15 protein-coding genes and 1 pseudogene are annotated in these 15599 nt (G+C 64.7%); 8 read left to right on the top strand and 8 right to left on the bottom strand.

Annotated elements, in window-relative coordinates:
• Nucleotides 1-57 precede the first annotated feature (57 nt).
• Complete coding sequence (locus ABIB45_RS12205; protein ID WP_354216123.1) at nucleotides 58-396, top strand: cupin domain-containing protein; 339 nt, start codon at nucleotides 58-60, stop codon at nucleotides 394-396.
• A gap of 4 nt (nucleotides 397-400) precedes the next feature.
• Here ABIB45_RS12205 and nhaA read toward each other — a convergent pair whose 3' ends face one another.
• Both nhaA and ABIB45_RS12195 read right to left on the bottom strand, forming a co-directional pair.
• The gene (nhaA, locus tag ABIB45_RS12200; protein WP_354216122.1) at nucleotides 401-1741 is read right to left on the bottom strand and encodes a Na+/H+ antiporter NhaA; all 1341 of its coding nucleotides are present in this window, start codon (nucleotides 1739-1741) and stop codon (nucleotides 401-403) included.
• A gap of 152 nt (nucleotides 1742-1893) precedes the next feature.
• Nucleotides 1894-2634 carry an aquaporin gene (locus tag ABIB45_RS12195; protein WP_354216121.1) on the bottom strand — a complete coding sequence of 247 codons (741 nt, stop codon included), beginning with the start codon at nucleotides 2632-2634 and terminating at the stop codon, nucleotides 1894-1896.
• A 45-nt stretch (nucleotides 2635-2679) separates the two neighbouring features.
• Between ABIB45_RS12195 and ABIB45_RS12190 the strand changes: the two genes are divergently transcribed.
• From ABIB45_RS12190 to ABIB45_RS12180, 3 genes and pseudogenes are all read left to right on the top strand, one after another.
• On the top strand, nucleotides 2680-3354 hold the full coding sequence (locus ABIB45_RS12190) for an arsenate reductase/protein-tyrosine-phosphatase family protein (protein WP_354216120.1): 675 nt from the start codon (nucleotides 2680-2682) through the stop codon (nucleotides 3352-3354).
• Between the two features lie 48 nt (nucleotides 3355-3402).
• A complete protein-coding gene (locus tag ABIB45_RS12185; RefSeq protein ID WP_354216119.1) occupies nucleotides 3403-3825 on the top strand; it encodes an arsenate reductase ArsC in 423 nt (140 codons plus the stop codon).
• A 43-nt stretch (nucleotides 3826-3868) separates the two neighbouring features.
• Nucleotides 3869-4783, top strand: a pseudogene (locus tag ABIB45_RS12180) (FAD-dependent oxidoreductase); the annotation flags it as partial.
• Nucleotides 4784-5025: 242 nt separating this feature from the next.
• On the opposite strand, the gene ABIB45_RS12175 reads toward ABIB45_RS12180, so the two are convergent.
• The 3 genes from ABIB45_RS12175 to ABIB45_RS12165 are packed head-to-tail and all read right to left on the bottom strand — an operon-like array spanning nucleotide 5026 to nucleotide 7978.
• On the bottom strand, nucleotides 5026-5658 hold the full coding sequence (locus ABIB45_RS12175) for a LutC/YkgG family protein (RefSeq protein WP_354216118.1): 633 nt from the start codon (nucleotides 5656-5658) through the stop codon (nucleotides 5026-5028).
• Nucleotides 5655-7178, bottom strand: a complete 1524-nt coding sequence (locus tag ABIB45_RS12170; protein WP_354216117.1) for a LutB/LldF family L-lactate oxidation iron-sulfur protein — start codon at nucleotides 7176-7178, stop codon at nucleotides 5655-5657. Before ABIB45_RS12170 ends, ABIB45_RS12175 begins: the two co-directional genes overlap by 4 nt.
• Nucleotides 7175-7978 (bottom strand): (Fe-S)-binding protein, encoded by an 804-nt coding sequence (locus tag ABIB45_RS12165; protein WP_354216116.1) that lies wholly within the window; start codon nucleotides 7976-7978, stop codon nucleotides 7175-7177. Before ABIB45_RS12165 ends, ABIB45_RS12170 begins: the two co-directional genes overlap by 4 nt.
• A gap of 187 nt (nucleotides 7979-8165) precedes the next feature.
• Here ABIB45_RS12165 and ABIB45_RS12160 point away from each other — a divergent pair, with 187 nt between their 5' ends.
• Nucleotides 8166-9905: an L-lactate permease gene (locus ABIB45_RS12160; protein ID WP_354216115.1), complete on the top strand. Its 1740-nt coding sequence runs from the start codon at nucleotides 8166-8168 to the stop codon at nucleotides 9903-9905.
• Between the two features lie 70 nt (nucleotides 9906-9975).
• Nucleotides 9976-10722, top strand: a complete 747-nt coding sequence (locus ABIB45_RS12155; protein ID WP_354216114.1) for a FadR/GntR family transcriptional regulator — start codon at nucleotides 9976-9978, stop codon at nucleotides 10720-10722.
• Between the two features lie 1488 nt (nucleotides 10723-12210).
• Here ABIB45_RS12155 and cynS read toward each other — a convergent pair.
• Nucleotides 12211-12681 carry a cyanase gene (gene cynS / locus ABIB45_RS12150; RefSeq protein ID WP_354216113.1) on the bottom strand — a complete coding sequence of 157 codons (471 nt, stop codon included), beginning with the start codon at nucleotides 12679-12681 and terminating at the stop codon, nucleotides 12211-12213.
• Between the two features lie 34 nt (nucleotides 12682-12715).
• Nucleotides 12716-13375, bottom strand: coding sequence for a carbonic anhydrase (locus ABIB45_RS12145; protein ID WP_354216112.1), 660 nt, complete (start codon nucleotides 13373-13375; stop codon nucleotides 12716-12718).
• A gap of 115 nt (nucleotides 13376-13490) precedes the next feature.
• Here ABIB45_RS12145 and cynR point away from each other — a divergent pair, with 115 nt between their 5' ends.
• Entirely contained in the window at nucleotides 13491-14363 is an 873-nt protein-coding gene (gene cynR, locus ABIB45_RS12140) for a transcriptional regulator CynR (RefSeq protein ID WP_354216111.1), read from the top strand.
• Between the two features lie 335 nt (nucleotides 14364-14698).
• Here the strand turns inward: cynR and ABIB45_RS12135 are convergent, their stop codons facing one another.
• A complete protein-coding gene (locus ABIB45_RS12135) occupies nucleotides 14699-15337 on the bottom strand; it encodes a YeiH family protein (RefSeq protein WP_354216110.1) in 639 nt (212 codons plus the stop codon).
• Between the two features lie 86 nt (nucleotides 15338-15423).
• On the opposite strand from ABIB45_RS12135, the gene ABIB45_RS12130 reads away from it, so the two are divergent.
• A partial coding sequence (locus ABIB45_RS12130; RefSeq protein ID WP_354216238.1) for a LysR family transcriptional regulator occupies nucleotides 15424-15599 on the top strand: 176 nt, incomplete at its 3' end.

Below are 15599 nucleotides of genomic sequence, written 5' to 3'. Positions count from 1 at the left end.
GGAAACGGGACCTGCGGGGCTCTGCTTAAGCAGACGATTCGTGGGTACGGTTGGCTCATGCAGAAGATATCGATCGATGCCTTGGCCCGTCAACAGATCGCGGCCGCGGTGGCGGCGCCCAGCGGGCGGGCCGCGGACACAGCCTTCGGCGGACACGAAAAGAAACTGCGGCAGACCGTGATGGCCTTCCGCGCCGGAACGCAGCTCAGCGAACACCAGAACCCCGGCGAGGCCACTCTCTATGTCCTCAAGGGCTCGGTCTGGCTCAAAGCTGGCGGCGAATCGTGGCAGGGGAGAACGGGGGACCTCCTGATCGTTCCCGACGGGCTGCACAGCCTCGAGGCGGAGGAGGACTCGGCGGTGCTGTTCACGGTGGTGAAGACCGATCGGCTCTGACGGGTTAGCGCCCAGTCTGCTGGTAAACGTCAGGGATGCCGTCCCGGTCAGTGTCGATAGCCTCTTCCGCTTCCAAGGCCCGGTACTGGCGGTTGCGGGTGCCCAGCACCGCTGCGGCTAGGAGTGCGGCGAGCATCGACGCGGTGAGGATCCCCACCTTGGCATGGTCTTCGTGGGCGCTGCCCTGGCCGAAGCTCAGCTCCGCCACGAGGAGCGAAACGGTGAAGCCGATGCCGGCCAACAGCGACACCCCGAACACATCAAGCCACTTCAATGTCCGGTCCAGGGATGCTCTGGTGGCCTTGGTGAGGAGCCAGGTGGTGCCGAGGATTCCGGCCGGTTTACCGAGCACCAGCGCCACAACCACACCGATGGCCACAGGGTCCGTCACGGCCGAGATGAGACCGTCCCAGCCGCCTACCGCCACGCCGGCGGAGAAGAAAGCAAACACCGGGACTGCAATGCCGGCGGAAATGGGCCGGAACCGGTGTTCGAAAATCTCTGAGAGCCCGGGACCAGCCGAGGGTCCGCCGCTTGCCTTGGACCTGATCACCGGGATGGCGAACCCCAGCAGCACTCCGGCCACCGTGGCATGGATACCGGAGGCGTGCACCAGGGCCCAGGTGATCACCCCCAGGGGAAGGAGGATCACCCAGGCAGCCGCCACCTTCGTGCCGAAGAAGCGGCGGTACTTCTGGGCCAGGAAAGTGTACGCAGCGAGCGGAATCAGGGCCAGGAGCAGGAATTCGGCGTGCAGGTCGCCGGAATAGAACACTGCGATGATGCCGATGGCCAGGAGGTCATCCACCACAGCCAATGTCAGCAGGAAGATCCGGAGCGCGCTGGGCAGGTGCGAGCCGATGATCGCCAGCACGGCCACGGCAAAAGCGATATCGGTTGCCGTCGGGATGGCCCAGCCCCGCAGGGTCTCTGGGCTGGCAAGATTGATGAGCGCATAAATGGCTGCCGGGACTGCCACGCCCCCGGCTGCCGCGGCGATGGGCACCACGGATTTGCTGAATTGCCGAAGATCTCCGGCTACGAACTCACGTTTAAGTTCCAGCCCCACGAGGAAGAAGAAGATCGCCAGCAGTCCGTCGGCAGCCCAGGCTCCCAGGCTGAGTTCCAGGTGCCACGGTTCGTAGCCGATGCGAAGGTCGCGCAACGCGAAGTAGCTGGGGGAAAGCGGGGAATTTGCCCAGATCAGGGCCATGACGGCCGCGGCCACCAGCAATATGCCGCCAACGGTTTCCTTCCGCAGGATCTCGCCGATGCGGAGCGTTTCGCCATAGCTTCCCCGTCCCAGGACTGATTTGCGCGGCGGAACGGATGGGTTCTTGTTCATAAAAGGTGTCCTAAACAATGAGTCGACAAATAACGTGCCGACCAGACTTCCCGGCTCACCTCCGACGAGTCTACCCGCCTCACCCGGACGCCATGAGAGGTTACAGAGTGGTGAGGATTCCGGCGCCGCCGTCCCGGACGCCGGGGACGAGCTTAGGCGCCGGTCCTTTCCAGGGAATGCGGAAGAACGGCGTCGTCCGCAGTGCGCGCTGCGGAGGGGAACAGCACCAGGAGCAGGCCCAGGGCCACAGCCGCACCGATCAGCTGCGCTGCGACGAACCCGGGAACCGAAGCGGGTGCGATGCCCGCCGCCGTGTCGCTGAAGGCGCGGCCCACGGTCACGGCCGGGTTTGCGAACGACGACGACGAAGTGAACCAATATGCGGCTCCGATGTAGGCACCGGCTGCCGGTGCGGCGAGGGCGCCCCGTTTGGTGGCGGCCAGGGCGAATATCAGCAGGACGAGCCCTGCGGTAGCCACCACCTCGCCCAGCAGGTGCCCCGAGGATGCCCGGTCTTTGGTCGAGATGGAGGTTCCCACGTCAAACATGGCGTTCGCGAGCAGGCTGCCGCTGATCGCACCCACGGTCTGCGCCACCACGTAGGTGCCCAGTTGCGGAAGGGTCAGCCCGGTCCCGCTGTGCCGGCCCAGGACCCAGTCCACAAGGGAGACCGCGGGGTTGAGGTGCGCGCCGCTGACGGGGCCGAATACGAGGATCAGCACGGTCAGGCCCAGGACCGTTGCGGTGCTGTTCTGCAGCAGCTGCAGGCCGAAGTCGCCGGGGGAGAGCCGCTCCGCCGCGATTCCGGAGCCGACGACGATGGACACGAGCAAGCCGGTGCCGAGCAGTTCGGCGAGGGCGCGGCGCCACAACGGCGGGTGGTGGGAAGTCATGGCACCAGCTTGACCCAAGAAATTAACTCAGTCAAAATTGAACCAATGAAAACTGAGCCAGTTGACCGCTTTCAGGCGCGGGTCGCAAAACATGCAGCCCTGGCGGATCCAGCGCGCCTCCGCATTGTGGACCTGCTGACCGTGGGAGACCTTTCCCCCACGGAGCTCCAGGCGGAGCTGGGGATGTCCTCGAATCTGCTGTCCCACCATCTGCGGACGCTGGAAGGGGCGGGGTTGGCGATCCGCCACCGGTCCGAGGCCGATAAGCGGCGCAGCTATGTCCGGCTCGCCGGCGGTGCGCTGGAAGGGCTGGCCCCCGGGCGTGAGCACGCGGCGCGCCGCGTGCTGTTCGTCTGCACCCGCAACAGTGCGCGGTCGCAACTGGCGGCCGCCCTCTGGATGCAGGCCAGCGGCATCCCCTCGACATCGGCGGGGACCCATCCTGCGGAGCGCATCGCCCAGGGGGCGATCGACGTCGCCCGCCGCCACGGCGTCAACCTCGCTGAACTCCGCCCGCTCCTGCTGGACCCGGCGGCGCACGCTGAGGACTTTGTGGTCACCGTCTGCGATAACGCCCACGAGGAACTTCCCGGACTCAAAGGCATCCACTGGTCCGTCCCGGATCCGCTGCGGCTGAATACGGAGGAAGCCTTTGAGGGCGCCTTTACCGACATTGCCGCCCGCATCGGTGACCTTGCCCCCCGTATGCGCGCAGCGTGATTCCGCGCTAAGACCGATCCTGCACCCGACTGATTCCAGGAAAAACCCGTGAGCACCGATACCGCCAAGAAGCCTTCCGTCCTGTTCGTCTGCGTCCACAACGCTGGACGCTCCCAGATGGCCGCCGCCTTCCTCACCACGCTGGGGCAGGGCGAAATCGAGGTCCGCTCCGCCGGTTCCCAGCCCGCCGACAAGGTCAACCCAGCCGCCGTCGAGGCCATGGCAGAGCTCGGAATCGACATGTCCGCCGCGATCCCCAAAGTCCTCACCACCGAGGCAGTCAAAGAGTCCGACGTCGTCATCACCATGGGCTGCGGCGACGAGTGCCCGTATTTCCCCGGCAAACGCTACGAGGACTGGGTCCTGGAGGACCCGGCCGGCCATGGCGTGGACGCAGTGCGCCCCATCCGCAACGAGATCAGGACCCGTATCGAGGGTCTGATCGATTCCCTGATTCATGCCGCCAGGTAAGCCAACGCGAACCGCCGCACCAATGGATGAAACAGAGGACAGCATGGATTCAGCGAGGAACCTTCCCGTCGCAGTCGTCGGCGCCGGGCCCGTCGGACTGGCCGCCGCGGCGCACCTGCTCGAACGCGGCCTCGAGCCGCTGATCTTTGAGGCAGGCCCGACGGCAGGATCCGCCATTGAGCAGTGGCGCCACATCAGGCTGTTCTCACCGTGGCGGTTAAACCACGACGCCGCCGCCGCGCGTTTGCTGGAGGCTGCCGGCTGGGAGACGCCGCGCCTGACGGCACTGCCCTACGGCGGGGAACTCATTGACAACTACCTGGCACCCCTGGCCGCACTTCCGGCGATCAGGACCCGGCTGCATTCCGGTGCCCGGGTCCTGGCGGTGACCCGCGCCGGCATGGACAAGACCCATACGCGCAACCGCGAGAACACGCCGTTCACCGTCCGCGTTGAGCACAACGGCGGTGAGGTCCGCGACCACACAGCTGCCGCCGTCGTGGACGCGTCCGGCACCTGGTCCACGCGCAAACCCGCTGGGCACGTCAGGCCTGCCCGCCATCGGTGAGGACGCCGCCGCCGGCCGGATCTCATCGCCCCTGCCGGACGTCAGAGGACGTGACCGGGCGTCCTTCGCGGGCCGCCGCGTCCTGGTGGTCGGAGCCGGGCATTCGGCAGCGAACACCCTGATCAACCGCCCGGAACCACCATTCGCTGGGCCGTGCGCGGGCCTTCCGCCGACAAGGTCTTTGGGGGCGGCGACCTCGACGGCCTGCCTGCCCGCGGCCAGCTCGGATCCCGGCTCCGCCGCCTCGTGGAGGCCGGGACCGTCGAATTGCACACCGGCTTCGGCATCTCCTCGCTCAAGACGCTGGACAGTCAAGTGAGCGCTAAAGCCGCCGACGGACGAACTCTGGACGCCGACGTCGTGGTCCCCTGTATCGGGTTCCGCCCAGATCCACGAACGCATCACGAAACGGGTTGACTCACTGCCGGTATCTGAACAGAAAGAGGGCACCTGCGCATGAACGGAAACAGCAAGATCCCTGGTGTCCTGTTCGTCTGCAGCAAGAACGGCGGCAAGTTCCAACTGGCCGCCGGTCTCATGCGGGAACTTGCCGGGGAGTCCGTCACCGTCTACTATTCCGGCACAAAACCCTGGACCGGCCTGGACCCGGAGTCCGTGGAATCCACCACGGATCAGCGGGCGATGATGACGTCGAGTTTGCGGGGGCCGTGGACTCCCTCAACGCGTTCGAGTTCTATGTCGCTGGTGGCACTGGGACCGCTGATCATGGTCAGCGGGCTGGTGCCGTCGATCCGGCGCAGCGCCTCGGGCAGGATTCCGGCGATGTCGGCGGCTTTCACGACGCAGATGTGATGGTCCGGGACGAGGGTAATCGCACGGCGGCCCTGGTTGGGGCTGGCGTCCAAGATGATGGTCCCCGTCTCTGCGACCGCGACGGCGCTGCCTGTCACGACGGCGTCGATACCGTCGAGCTCGGCAACGCTCAGCGGGCCAGTGGCTGAATCCAGGCGGCGCCGGCTGTCATGTTCGAGTTCAAATCCGATGAGCCAGCCGGCGTCCAGCCCTGCGGGTACGACGTAACTGCCGGCCCCTGCGAGGAGTTCCGCGATCCGTGCCGGCACGTTTTGAGCGTCCACGATGGAGACCTGTGCTTTGTAGTCGATCAGGCGGTCCACCAGCAGCTCGATCAGTTCAGCTTCGTCCAGCTGGGATGCGGCCCTGTATTCGCGGGGAATCACCGGGGCCTGGGGGTTGTCTTTCAGGGCGGTGCGGATCCGCTCAAGGATCTCTTCGCGGGCGCTCATGGCTGGTCTTCCTGGTTGTGGGCTGCGGGTGCTGCGTCGGTGTCCGGGGCCCGGTGGTCCTTTTTCCACCAGTCGCGGAAGGACTGCGTGGGCGGCGCCGGGATGTCGCGGCTTTGGGTCCAGCCGGCGGCGATGCCGGGCAGTTTGGTGATTTTCTTGTCGGGGCCGGCGGCCAGGCGGCCCAGCGGCAGTCCTTTTTCGAGCAGGCCGAGGCGTTTGCCAGAGGACAGCGCCCAGGAGGCGGCGTTCATGCCGACGTCCATTTGGCTGGGGAGCTTTTTCTTTCCGCGTTTGCTGTCCACGTCGACGCTGCGCAGGTGCACCAGGATGTCCGGGATGTTGATCTTGACTGGGCACGCGTCGTAGCAGGCCCCGCACAGTGAGGAGGCGTAGGGCAAAGAGTTGTTCTCCGCAGCCTGGATGCCTGTCATCAGCGGGGACAGGATCGCCCCGATCGGCCCGGGATAGGTGGAGCCGTAGGCGTGGCCGCCGGTGCGCTCATAAACGGGGCAGACGTTCATGCAGGCGCTGCACCGGATGCAGTGAAGGGCGGAGCGTCCCATTTCATCGGCCAGGGCGGCACTGCGCCCGTTGTCCAGCAGCACCAGGTGAACGTTCTGGGGTCCGTCGCCTTCGGTGACGCCGGTCCAGAGCGAGGTGTAAGGGTTCATCCTTTCCCCGGTGGAGGATCGGGGCAGCAACTGCATGAACACTTCGAGGTCCTGCCAGGTGGGCAGGAGCTTCTCGACGCCCATTACGGTGATCAGTGTCTCGGGCAGGGTCAGGCACATGCGGCCGTTACCTTCGGATTCGACGACGGCGAGGGTACCGGAGTCGGCGATGGCGAAGTTGGCGCCGGAGACGGCGACCTTGGCGGTGAGGAATTTCCGGCGCAGGTGGGCCCGGGCGGCGCCGGCGAGGCGTGCCGGTTCGTTGGTCAGGTCCGGGTCCACGCCTTCCATTTCGCGCAGGAAGATGTCCCTGACCTGGGTGCGGTTCTTGTGGATGGCGGGGACGAGGATGTGGCTGGGCTTGTCGTGGTCCAGCTGGACGATCAGCTCGGCCAGGTCGGTCTCGAACGCCGCGATGCCCTGCTCTTCGAGGTATTCGTTGAGCCCGATTTCCTGAGTGGCCATGGACTTGATCTTGACCGCTTCGGTTTCCCCGGTTTCCCGGATCAGGTCCGCGACGATGGCGTTTGCCTCGTCCGCATCGCGGGCCCAGTGGATAACCCCGCCGCGGGCTGTGAAATTCGCTTCGAACTGTTCGAGGAGTTCGGGCAGCCGGGCCATCACGGATTCTTTGATGGCGGACCCGGCGTCGCGCAGCTGCTCCCAGTCCGGCAGTTCCGAGACCACCTGGATCCGCTTGTCGCGGATGGTGTGCGTGGCATGGCCGAGGTTGGCCCGGAGTTGGGCGTTGCCGAGCTCCCGGTGCGCGGCCTTCGGGAATGGCTCGGAGGCGTGCAGGTTGCCCGTGCCATAGACGGGAAGTGATGGCATGCCAAGGAAGGTGCTCATCGTGTTGGCTTTCCGGTGGAAACGAGAACTTCGCCGGTGACAGACGCGGGTTCTTCCATAGTGCTTGCGAGGATTTCCGCCAGGTGCAGGGTGGTGACGTCGCTGCCCTGGCGGGAGAGGCCGCCGCCGATGTGCATGAGGCAGGAGGCGTCTCCGCCAGCGCACAGGCTCGCACCGGTTGCCGTGATGTTGGCTGTCTTGTCCTCAAGCATGGCGGACGAGACATCGGCGTTCTTCATCGAGAATGTCCCGCCGAAACCGCAGCACTGGTCCGCTTCCGGCAGTTCCGCCATGTCAATTCCCTGGACGCTGCGCAGCAGCCGGGACTGCCGGTCACCGAGCCTGAGCAGGCGCATGCCGTGGCAACTGGGGTGGTAGGTCACCCGGTGCGGGAAGTAGGAGCCGAGCTGGGCGCCGGCGTCGGTAACCCTGAGAACGTCCACGAGCAGTTCGGAAAGTTCATAGATTTTGGCGCCGACGGCGGTCGCGCGGGCCTCCAGATCCGCGTCCCCGCAGGCGCGGGCGACCATCGGGTGCTGGTGCTTCACCGATGCCACGCAAGACCCGGACGGCGCGACAGCGACGTCGTAGTCCTCCGTATCAAAAGCGGCGACGTGGTTGGCGATAACGGGAAGGGCTTCCTTGAGGTAGCCGCTGTTGACATGCATCTGCCCGCAGCAGGCCTGACCGGACGGGAACGCGACTTCGTGTCCCAACCGCTCCAAGATCTTCACGGTAGCCCGCGCCGTGGCGGGGTACATCGCATCCACGATGCACGTAGCGAACAAAGCGATTCGCATGGCAGCCTTTCGGGGCTCAGGGGTTTGTGGTCTGACCATAGTAAATCACGTGACGCCCGCCACTGACAACCCATTGGACGAAAGTGAAGGGGCTCACACGTCCGGAAAAATTGCGCTACACTCTGGTGGTCCGACCACAGAGGTCCGACCACAACTTCCCTGTCACCCCTCACCGTGGAGGAACTCCGTGGAACACTTCACCCCCAGCACCGACCCGGTGCTCAACAGCGTCGCCTGGTCGGCCATCGTCGCCCTGCTGCCGCTGCTGACCTTCTTTATCCTCCTCGCCGTGGTCAAGACCAGAGCGCATGTCGCCGGCGCCTTCGCACTCCTGGTAGCCCTCTTGGTCGGAATCCTCGCCTTCCAGATGCCTGCCGGCCTTGCACTCCTGTCCGCAACCCAGGGCGGGGTTTTCGGTGCCTTCCCGGTGCTGTGGATTGTCATCATGGCCGTGTGGCTGTATCAGGTCACGGTCCTCAGCGGCCGGTTCGAAGATCTCCGCCGCGTCTTTGACGTGATCGGCAAAGGCGACATCCGCCTGCAGGCGGTCCTCGTCGCCTTCTGCTTCGGTGGCCTGCTTGAGGCCTTGGCTGGGTTCGGCGCACCCGTCGCGATCACCGCCACCATGCTGCTCGCACTCGGCCTGCCGCCGCTGCGCGCCGCGGGGGCCGCGCTGGTAGCCAACACCGCCCCGGTCGCCTTCGGCGCCATGGCCATCCCGATCACGACCGCGGCAGGGCTCACCGGACTGCACGCCACTGACATTGCTTCTGTTGTCGGCCGCCAGGCGCCGCTACTGGCCACCATCGTGCCGCTGATCCTGCTCTTCATCCTCGACGGCCGCAAAGGCCTGAAAGACTGCTGGCCCGCCGCGCTCGTTATCGGCTTCTCCTTCGCCATCGCACAGCACCTCTGCTCGAACTACTTCTCCTACGAGCTCACCGACATCGTCGCCTCCCTCGTCGGCCTCGGCGCAGCAGTGCTGTTCTTCCACGTCTGGACGCCCAAGGGCAGCGTCGCTGCACGGGAACGTCTCGGCGTCGCCTCCGAGTCGGCTGCGAAGGCGGCAGCCGCCACCGCAGGCGGCGGCTCACACGGGGCAACCACGGTCACCATCACCGATACCGCATCGGACCGTCTGACCCGGACCCGCACCTGGCTCGCCCTGTTCCCGTACTTCCTGGTGATCGTCGTGTTCGGTATTGCCAAGCTGTGGAAACTGGGCGTGGATGTCCCTGCGTTCCTTGCCTCGACTGACGTCAAGATCCCCTGGCCAATCCTGCACGACGCCCTGGTCAACGCCGAAGGCAAGCCTGTCTCCTCCACCGTCTACTCCTTCCAGTGGCTCTCCACCCCCGGCACCCTGCTGCTGATCACGGGCCTGATCGTCGCCTGCGTGTATTCGAAGTACAACGACAGCGGCAGCTACCCGCTCACAGTAGGTAACGCGGTGAAGGAGATCGGCCGCACCATCTACCGGATGCGGTGGGCAGGACTGACCATCCTTACCGTCCTCGCCCTGGCCTACGTGATGAACTTTTCCGGGCAGACGGTCTCCATCGGCACCTGGCTAGCCGGCACGGGCACCTTCTTCGCGTTCCTCTCACCCGTCCTGGGCTGGATCGGCACCGCCGTCACCGGTTCCGACACCTCCGCTAACGCGCTGTTCGCCAAGCTGCAGCAGACCGCCGGCCTGAAAGCAGGAATCGATCCAAACCTTCTCGTGGCCGGAAACACGTCCGGGGGCGTCGTCGGTAAGCTGATCAGCCCGCAGAACCTGGCCATCGCCGCGTCTGCGGTCAACCTTGAAGGCAAGGAATCGGTGATCCTGCGTAAAGTAGTCGGGTGGAGCGTGGCGCTGTTGCTGGTGCTTTGCACCCTCTCCTACCTCCAGTCCACATCCATCCTCGGCTGGATGCTACCCTAGCGTCCCGCCAGGTTAGTACGGCGTGTGCGGGCAGACGGCCCGCACACGCCCCGCCCGTAAGGAACCGCCCATGATATCTGCCGAAGCAGGAGCAACACCCCGCCGTCGTACCCATGACGCGCTCCTGAAGGATATTGAAGCGGACCTGCGCTCGGGCAAAATCAAAGTAGGGGACCGCCTCCCGGGCGAACGAACACTCGCCGAAACCTACGGCATCTCCCGGGCATCAGTGCGGGAGGCCATCCGGGTGCTGGATGCCATGGGAATACTGCGCAGTTCCGTCGGGTCCGGCCCCACCTCCGGCGCCATCATTGTTTCTGATCCCTCCGCGGGCCTGTCGTCGGCGCTGCGGCTCCACGTTGCCACTAACCGACTGCCGGTCGCAGACATAGTCCAGACCCGCATCCTGCTCGAAACCTGGACTGCCCGGGTCAGTGCCGCCCGTACGGGAGGGGACGAAGATCTGGAGCAGGCAGCCCAACTGCTGCACGCCATGGACAACCCCGCCATCAGCCGGGCGACGTTCCATGAACTGGACGCCAGATTCCACGTAGCACTGAGTTCGCTTGCCGGGAACGCCGTAGTCGCCACCATGATGGAATCCCTCAGCGGCGCCATCGTCAGCTACGTCAAAGGTGCTATGGACGCCATGGAAGCGTGGCCCGACGTCATGTCCACTCTTCGAACCCAGCACCACGGCATCTTCGACGCCGTCCAGTCACACGACGGAGAACTCGCGGCCCGACTCCTGCAAGAGCACATCGAGTGGTTCCATCAGAAGGCACAGGAAGCGACCTCCACCGAAGCCGCGCACTAAACTGAAGCCCAACGAAGGGACCTGCACGAGCAGGTTCCTTCGTTCACTACCACTGAACCGGCGACCCGAACGCACACGACTGCGGCGCCGCGTCCCGGTGCTATCCCCACTCCCGTTAGCGCAACGCTCTCCGAAGGCCTCGACGCCGATCCGGATCCCGGCCTTTATGGTTCTGGCAGGACTCATGGGCCCTCCCACTATCCCGACCATCACAGCGGTACTCCTGAACAGCTTTGGCCCCCCTACTCGCCGGTCCGGTGGGTGATGTCTGGACCCCACTCCGGCCGAGCCGACGCAGGTCGGTTCCCGTCTCAGCCGGGCAGATAATGTCGGACCCGGCGCTTAGGCTCCTTCCCGTGACCAAGTTGAAGAAGACGTGTCCGCTGTGCCACGGGACAGCGCGCCATCCTTGCCCCGGAATGTGGGCATGTGACGATTGCGGACGTGGCTGGCCCATCGGCCAAAGCCCCATTGCAATGCTACGAAAGGCCCAGGCCGCCGGCCCGGCGCGGCCCAAAACAAAATTACTGCGGATATGTCCGATGCATTCAGCGCAGGGGAGGGGGGACAAGGTTGCAGTCGGTAACCGAACCGCCACGACAGGAAAAATGTCTGGCGCCCAGAGCTGGTCTGGGCGCCCATCACCAGGGCCGCGACTGCCGCAGCCCCCACTGTCCACCCAGGGGATGTTCAATCAGCGCTCGCGGGGCTATTCTCGGCAAATCAACGAACATGCGGTTTCGTCGGACGCCAGCGGGTATTTGTTCACGTTCAGCATCAGCCGGATATCACTTCGAATAGCTGGCCTGTGTGCGGTTATTGCGGGGGTGATTATTGCTGTCCTGGCCAACGCAGCGGAGCCTTTCCGCGCCCCGTTGGGAATCGCGCTGGGCGTCCTCGCCAGCACCCTGCTTTTCGCATACGTTCTGAACAGATCAACTCAGCGGCAGAAGCTGGTGCCGTCACCAACCCCAGCCGGCAACGGCGGCCATCAGGCAGCAGCTGGCAAGAGGCTTGGGAAAAAATCCTTGTCCTCAGAACTTGCCGTTCTGGCAGAAGGTGGCCAGTTCGAAGTACTTGGGTCATCGACCTAGTGCGGTTCGTAGTCGACGCGCTGGGTGAGGAAGACGACCTTCTCGGGGCTGCAGTAGTACAGCGAGCCGAGGCACATCGGGGAGGGATGGGCAAGCACGTAGATCTTGCACCCGGTCAGGTGCTCGGTACCGAGCCGGGTTCAGGCCTCGCGGATCGCGAGGATCTCGGCGTGCGCGGTGGGTCGTTCGTCTGGGACACCCGATTGGGGCTCTCGGCGATAATTTCCTCGTCGCGGGCAATGACGGTCGCGAAGGGTCGCCCAACTTTCTCGACATTGGCACGGGCGATATCGATGGTGCGTTGAACGAAGTCCATGATGTTCCTGGGCTGGGAGGTAAGTTCGGGCGAAGCCGTGGCTGTGTCCTCATTCCGAGAACACAGCCACGGTGGAGATCAGAACGGTTTGGTGGGCAGGTATTTGCCGTCGAGGGTGATCACGGCACGTGAACCGCCGTCGGGGTCTTCAACTTTCTTGATGTCCAGCTTGAAGTTGATGGCACTGATGATGCCGTCACCGAACTGTTCGTGCACCAGGGCTTTCAGGGTGGATCCGTAGACCTGGAGCATTTCGTAGAAACGGTAGATGGTGGGGTCGGTTGGGATGCCGCCGGGGATGCTGCCGCGCAGCGGGATGGTCTGCAGCAGCATGGAGGCGTCCTCGCCCAGATCCAGCCGCTCGGCGACGATTTCCGCAGCGGTTTCCGGCAAGGGATGCTGGCCGAGCAGGGCGGCGGTGACGAAGGCCAGGCTCAGACCAGTGCCGTCGGTCAGTTCCTGCCAGGAGAGGTTCTTGCGCATCTTGGCATCGATGATGGCGGCGGTCAGTTCCTCGCGCGGAGCCTGGGCGTTCTGGGAATGAATCATGGTGTTTTCCTTTTCCTTGGGTGTTATCGGGTGGTTAGGCGGCCAGGCCGGCTGTGGCCGGCGTGGCACTGGTCTGGGGGTTGTCCGCGAGTGGGACAAAGAGGCCTGTGGCGCCGTCGAGGGTGTCGATGGTGCCCGTTTCGATGTCGTAGACCCAGCCGTGGAGGTTCAGCTGGTTCTGGTCCAGGGCCAGGGAGACGGAGGGATGGGTCCTGATGTTGGTCAGCTGGGCGATGACGTTCCCGCGGACCATGGCCTCCAGCCGCTCCTGGGCGGACCCGTGGGTGCGGGCGGCGTTGACGACCTTCGCCGCGTCAGCATAGGCAAGCCAGCTGGCCACGGCAGGCAGGTGGTCCAGGTTCGTGTTGGAGGAGATGGCTGTCATCGCTCCGCAGTCGGAATGGCCACAGATGATGATGTCCGTGACGCCCAGGACGGCGACAGCGTACTCGACTGTCGCGGAGACACCGCCGGGCTCCGGGCCGTAGGCCGGCACGATGTTGCCGGCGTTGCGGATCACGAACAAATCGCCCGGTTCCCGCTGGGTCAGCAACTCCGGCACGACCCGGCTGTCCGAGCAGGCAATGAACAGTGCCCCGGGGTTCTGGGCGGTAGCCAGCTCCTTGAAGAGTCCAGAGCGTTTCGGAAAGGCTTCCCGTTGAAATTTCAGAAAGCCGTCGATGATGTCTTGCATGGGCCGTCTCCTTGATGTTTTGGGGGATAACTCAAGGATGACGGAAACTATCTATAGTGTCCAAGACTCGTTTGCAATGAGGTCAATAAGTATTTCCTATAGTTGGAGAGTCGTGATGCTACGCCACCTTCGTTACCTGACCGCGGTCGCGGAACACCAGAACTTCACCCGCGCTGCCGAGGCGCTGCATGTGTCCCAACCCACGCTGTCCCAACAGATCAAGCAACTGGAGATCTCGCTGCACGTCCAACTCCTGGACAGGTCCGGGCGGACCGTGCGGCTGACCGACGCCGGCGAGACCTACCTGCGCTATGCCCGCCGCGCCCTGCGGGAGCTTGACGCCGGAACCCGGGCCATCCACGACGTGCAGGATCTAAGCCGTGGATCGCTCCGGCTGGCGATGACGCCCACGTTCACCGCTTACCTGATCGGTCCGCTGGTCGAACGATTCAGCACCCTCTATCCAGGCATCACGTTGAGCGTGCGGGAGATGACCCAGGACCGCATCGAGGCCGCACTGGCCGCGGACACCCTCGATCTCGGCATCGCTTTCGCCCAGGCACGTTCGTCCGAGATCGAGACCCAGGCATTGTTCGTCGAAACCCTTGGCCTGGTCGTCGGCAACAACCACCCCCGCGCCGGCACGCAGACACCCACGGGCCTGCTGGAGCTCGAACAAGAGAGGCTTGTACTCCTCAGTAGCGACTTTGCAACCCGGCGCCACATCGACCAGCACTTCCGGGACCACGGCATTGACCCCCGCATCGCGATCGAGGCCGACTCCATCAGCGCGATCGTCGAAATCATCCGCCGCGGCCAACTCGCCACCGTGCTGCCCGAAGCCATCACCCGCGAACAGCCCAAACTGCACCTCATTGACCTGTCACCGCCCATCCCACCCCGCACGGCAGCCCTGCTCAGGAGGAAAGGCGCTTACGTGAACGCAGCCAGCCAGGCCTTCACCGAGCTCGCATCGACGTGGAGCTAATCGCCTGGGCTATCTCTGACTCGGTCTGCACATCCGAGGCCGCCGCCATCCGGTGCGCCCTCGGACTCTCGATCTTCCTGTTCGGCCTCTGCGTCTTCAGGGAGGTCAACGGCGCCGCACAGGCTGTTCCCGCGTGTACAAAGAGAGGAGGAAGTAGCGGCGGAAGGCTTCACCTTTGACGAGCTACCGACGATAAAGTTCTTGCGCTTCATGTACATGTGCATGGGATTCCTGGCCGTTGTCGCCATGGCCGTTGAGGCTTCACGCAGCCAAATCCCCGGCGCACGAGATGCGGTCCAAAGGACGCTTGTCTAGGGGAACATCTCAGCAGAGGATCAATGGTTGAGACCACCCCTTGCATGTCGAAAACTGACCGCCATCGCGCGGGCCAGCAGATGACCGATAAGGGGGAAGGCCAGGACGGCGGCGATGTTGAATAGGAAGATTGTGGAGATCGCGTAGGCAACGTCAACGCTGACGGCGCCGATCACCGGGGTGACTGCGGCGATGGCGGAGGCGCCACAGATGCCGGTGCCGACGCCGATGAGGGTGCGCAGGTCCCCGACGATTCCGAGCCAGCGGCCCAGCAGGTAGGCCGCAAAGAGGCAAGCCATCAGGGTGCCGAGCATGACGGGCAGGGATTCCAGGCCGACCTGGGCGATCTGGGACAGGGACAGTTGGGAACCGAGGACGACGACGGAGAACTGCAGGATGAACTTGCCTGCCGTGTTGATGCCTGGTCGTAGCCGGTCTCGGGGTTTGATCAGCGCGGCCAGTGCCACGCCGATGACGATGGCGCTGACCGGGCCGCCCACCAGGGGAACGAAACGACCGATCACCGTTGCAACTACAGCGATCGCCACGGCCAGGGCCAGTCCCGGGGTCCTGGCTGCAGTCCCCGAACGCAGGCGGTGAAGTCTTCCCGTTCCGGGATGAGGGCTGCGTGCGGTTTCTGTGCCGGTGGGGGTGTGCATGACTCCCATCCTCGCGTTCACGCAGTCCAGGCAGTAGGGGGCATACACTTGTGGGGTTACAAGTCCCGCTTGTGTCTGCGGGTGACATGAATGAGGGAGGACCGGCCGTGCTGAGCCCGCGAATGCCGGAATTGTCGGCATTGGAAATGCTCGTCACCGTCCAGGACCTGGGAAGCCTGTCGGCCGCCGCTGCCCTGCTTGGACTGTCCCAGCAGGGGGTGTCCTCACGGATGAGGGCACTGGAGGCACAGATCGGATCCCC

Origin of the sequence: Arthrobacter sp. UYCo732, assembly GCF_040547265.1 — a bacterium.
In the GTDB taxonomy this organism is placed as follows: Bacteria; Actinomycetota; Actinomycetes; order Actinomycetales; family Micrococcaceae; genus Arthrobacter.
This window is presented reverse-complemented; position numbering and strand designations above follow the sequence as displayed.